General features: G+C 44.4%; 5 protein-coding genes. All 5 read left to right on the top strand.

The features are described from left to right. Window positions 1-2,118 (top strand): hormogonium polysaccharide biosynthesis protein HpsA (hpsA, locus tag F6K37_RS28615; protein WP_287253823.1); only part of this gene is annotated, 2,118 nt, incomplete at its 5' end. A 79-nt stretch (window positions 2,119-2,197) separates the two neighbouring features. Continuing rightward, entirely contained in the window at window positions 2,198-2,488 is a 291-nt protein-coding gene (locus tag F6K37_RS28610) for a hypothetical protein (RefSeq protein WP_131827236.1), read from the top strand. Window positions 2,489-2,544: 56 nt separating this feature from the next. Then, a complete protein-coding gene (gene hpsB / locus F6K37_RS28605; protein ID WP_008183233.1) occupies window positions 2,545-3,234 on the top strand; it encodes a hormogonium polysaccharide secretion pseudopilin HpsB in 690 nt (229 codons plus the stop codon). A gap of 54 nt (window positions 3,235-3,288) precedes the next feature. Beyond that, window positions 3,289-4,266, top strand: a complete 978-nt coding sequence (gene hpsC / locus F6K37_RS28600) for a hormogonium polysaccharide secretion pseudopilin HpsC (protein ID WP_287253820.1) — start codon at window positions 3,289-3,291, stop codon at window positions 4,264-4,266. A gap of 246 nt (window positions 4,267-4,512) precedes the next feature. Beyond that, window positions 4,513-4,634, top strand: a 122-nt coding sequence (locus F6K37_RS44855; protein WP_353838606.1) for a prepilin-type N-terminal cleavage/methylation domain-containing protein, incomplete at its 3' end; no start/stop codon positions are given.

Here is a 4,634-nt window from a genome sequence, read left to right as displayed (position 1 = left end):
GACCCCACCCGCCGTCCCAATGGGATTATGTTACGCAATGGGACAGTCCTAGCCCGTAAAGACGAAAGTAACTCATTTAAATTGACCGATCCGCCAGGAGCAGAGAAGGGCTTAATTTTAGCCACCAATTTGCCAGTGTATATCAAAGCTGATCCCAACGTTATCGCTGGGTCTAAGATACAATCCGGCTTTAATTTGCACCAAACCCCTGGGGGAAAGTTGGTGGAAGAGTTCAAGGATCGACTACTGCAAAATGATGAATGGGATGATGGCGAAAATGGTAATTTCTACGGTCGTGACACTCTCGAGGAAAACTTTGCTTGTCGCAAAGAGGATGATAGATTGCCGAATTGTAATTCAGGGGATTTGTGGCGACCAGCAGTAGTGATTGCTGATAGCGTTACCCTACTGTCTAATAATTTTGAGTTTGGTTACCGCTCCGATGGCGACTATGACCTGAGGGGGATACCAATGGGTAGTAACTTAGACCCGGATGATGACTTAATAGACCCTGTAAATGAGGCTAACTTTAATAATGCTGACCTGAATGGCAACGGTGTTCGAGGTGACACTCAGGTTCTAGAGTCTCAAATTGTCATAGGTTATGACGTGAATGGGGATGGTGACTTAACAGATACTTTCAATGAGCCGGATATTAACTTTAACCCTGATACTAATCAAGGGTTTGACCTAAATGGTGATGGTGATACAACTGACATTAGCGTTCCGGAGTCTGAGATACATGTTGCTGTAGGACTAAAACTAAATGGCATATTTGACAATAATTTTGTCACTAGTGCCAACTGGTGGGATGTGGACGGCACTCCTGGTATTGATACTCCAGATGCCAATGGCAACCCTCAACCTAGTACTTTACAAAATCCGAACGGTAGAACTGTAAACAGTTCCTACCTAAGCAATTTTGTAACTCCAATTCAGCGACGGGTGGAATTTCCAGAGTATGTGATGGAAATCTGTCGGAAAGTACCGGTTTCAGCTTGTAGACCTGAGGACTGGGTGGTTAGTGCACAAGGCGTTAATCCACCGCAAAGGGCTAGTGACCTTGTGGGAAATAATGTCAATCTACTTTTCTCCGGCACAACCGCAAAACCTGCCATAGAACCCAAAGATCGACGCTATCCCCGTCGCATTGCTTTCAAACGGGATACTGGCAATAAATTGGAGCTAGATAGTGATAATCTTCCGACTCCTCTGGGAATCAACGGAACGGATGGAACAGTAGATAATTCAGGGACCGTCGCAGAATACCCATACAATACTTTCAACCCTACCAACAGACCTCGATTACAACCACATGCTCTGTGGTATAGAACAACTAGAGATCCTTTGGATTTTACCAATACCGCTCTAAGCTTCGGTACCGACAGACCACTATTTTTCCCAAGGCCATTAAACCCAACAACAGAGCAACCGATGTTGGTACCAGTCCTACAAGTTCATTCCCTGACTGCTGAACCCGGACGAAGGAATAACGGACTCCCGATAAGAGAAGGGGAATGTGTGGAAATCCAAGAGGGCTGGACACAGCGAGCCAATCCCAATCAGAACCCGGACGGAGAAACCTTCAATTTAGTGATTGCTTCCGGGGATAGTCCCCCAAGCCCAACGGAAAATAATGGTGGTGTAGCTAACTTCGTCCGTTACCTAGAAAACTGGCGGCAACCGGGAGGAAGCTGCAGGGAAACAGACGGTATTCCCGCTCGGATCAGTGGCTCTCTGATCCAGTTCAAGCGTTCTGCCTATGATACAGCCCCATTCTGGCATGGTTCCCAGAATGCCCCGAATGAAATAGTTCCCAGTCGATTTGGATACCAGATAGATGATGATGATCGAGGGAATGGGTCTTTCATGCCCTATGCCGCTGCTAGTGGCCGACTTCCCTATTACATGGCACCCAAACGTCGATATGGTTTCGATGTGGCTCTGTTGACTCAGTTACCAGACCTTTTCTCTGGCCTGTTTACCACTCCCTCAGCGGGAGACCCTGATGAGTTTTTCCGGGAAGTTTCCCGAGATGACAGCTGGGTGGAAACTTTACTGTGTGCTAAAGACGATAAAGGAAATCTAGCGGTTAACGGGCGCTATTGCCGGAAATAAAAGGTTTTCAGGTTGGAGGTTAATTGGTTGAACTATGAATAATCAAGCACGATTGTGATTAATCTCAGGGTGGTGGGCAGTGCCTACCACCCTGATTTGCCAGAAAATGAATTGGTCTGATGCACTGCCCACCCTACATCTACATCTGGCTCCGGTTCCCCCCTTGTTAAGGGGGGTTAGGGGGGATCTGACACTCCCAATTAACCGAGCAGTGCCTACCCAACCTTGGGTGGTGCGTTACGGGGCGGACTATCCCAAGACTGGCTACGAGGCGAAAAATAATGGCAAGCCCGCCCCTAACACACCCTACGCAACTGCCATCGGTGGTGGGCAGTGCCAATCCAAGTCTATGGCACGCAAATCAATCTAACTCCAGCACTGCCCACCCTACATATTTCGACTCCCTTAATAATTAATAGTTAAATCATGATCAATCCCCAGAAGCAACAACCCCTTTGTCAATCATCAGATGCTGGTTTCACAATCATGGAATCCTTGATGGCAATGCTGATCATTACTATTCTGATGCTTGGCATCTCACCCATGATTGTTTTAGGGGTGGCCAATCGAGTCCAATCGCGACGAGTAGAACTAGCAGTGCAAGCAGCTAGAGGCTACATCGATGGTGTGCGGAGTGGAGCCATCGACCATCCCGAAGACAAGGTAACTATGACAGATGACGACATACGAACAAAAAGAGATAAATTTGCGAAGACTGATGCTCCTCCTCCAACATCAAAGTTAAACGGTTGTAACAAAAATTCCTATTGCGAGAATGACCCTAATACCAGTATTTACTGTATAGATCTCGATGAAGGTGGCTGTAGTAGTGACAGTCCAAGAGACTTAATCATCCAGGCATTTCGGAGTATCACTTCATCAGGAGACCCAAGTAATAATATTGATAAAAGCTACTTTCTGGGGGTGCGGGTTTACCGAGCCGATGCCTTTAAGGATAAAGGTGACTTGACCATTGGTGAGAAGGGGGCTAAGGCAAAAGCCAGGGGACCAGGATTAAGCGATCGCAAAGCCCCCCTAGTAGAAATGACTACAGAAATTACCACAGGTAAACCCGATTTTAGCCTTTTTTGCCAGCGCCTAGGGGGTTGTAAATAATCTTGTAACGAATACGGTAATTACTATCAAATACTACTAACAAAAACCCTAACCATGATTAGCTCACTCAGAAAGTTACTCGCCCATCAACTCAAAAACAATAAGCCTAAGATCAACCATGGCGGCTTCACCTTAATTGAACTCCTGGTGGCCATGATTGTTGCGGTACTGATCATCGCGCCACTATTAAGATTTATGATTACTATTGTCGATACAGACCGTAAAGAGCAAGCCAAAGCTACCTCAGAACAAGAAATCCAAGCCGCTATGGACTACATAGCCAGAGACTTGGAGCAAGCGGTCTATATCTATGATGCTTCTGGAGTGGAAAGAGATAATAACGACGAACCGGATAAATCTGGAATCCGAAAGGAAATCCCACCAGTTGCTAATGAAGTAGGGGGTTGTAACAAAGGTAACTGTCAACCTGTGCTGGTATTCTGGAAGCGGAAGTATTTTTATAGAGAAGACAAAGTCAATGGCAAAACCATTGGCGACTTTACCAATAAAAATGATACCTTTGTCTATGCTTTGGTTGCCTATTACTTAATCACTGAAGAAAATGATAAGTGGTCAAATATTGCTAGAATTGGTCGGTTTGAAGTTTATGATAAAATCATCGATGTCACTTCAAATAAAGTAAATAAAGTTGGTATACCTGCTAGCCCAGGCTTTAAATCCTTTGATCTTAGCAAGAAAGGAAACAGCCTCAAGGAAAAATTGAATCAGTGGACAAAAGAGGATGCTCCTTACACTACTAAAGCTCAAATCTTGGTAGATTACATTGACAACAAAGCAACGGCAATAACACCAGATTGTCCAAATAATTATTTGCTAGTTCCAAGTGAACCAAACGGTGGCTTCTATGCTTGTGTGGATGCAGAAAAAAGAATTGCCCAATTATTTTTGATAGGGAATGCTTTAGCTCGGCTCAAAAATAATCCAAATGACTATGAATACAAACCAAACCGGTCTAGCTATTTCCCGACCGTAACCATGCAAATTGAAGGACGGGGTTTCTTAGGACTATGAATACAAAGAAGACCGGTCTCGCTATTTTCCTAGTGTAACCATGCAAATTGAAGGACGGGGTTTCTTGAATATTAACTAATATAGCAGTTTGGAATTGGGTGAGGTACGTTTTTTTAGGGAGTAGGGAGTAAGGATCCCCCCTCACCCCCCTTAATAAGGGGGGAATGGAGGAATAAGATTGAATGTACTTGATAAATATCAGAAACGCTATAGCATTTTATGTAGTTACCGTTTTCTATTAATTATATGTTTACATCTCAACTAAAAATGTTATATCATAAAACCCTAAGCCGGAAACCAAATCAGGATGCTGGCTTCACGTTGATCGAATTAATAGTAGTTATATTACTAGTAGGAATTTTATCCTC

Source organism: Moorena sp. SIO4E2 (genome assembly GCF_010671945.1).
Taxonomy (GTDB): Bacteria; Cyanobacteriota; Cyanobacteriia; order Cyanobacteriales; family Coleofasciculaceae; genus Moorena; species Moorena producens.
Note: the sequence above shows the minus strand (reverse complement) of the source record. Positions and strands in the feature narration are given on the sequence as shown.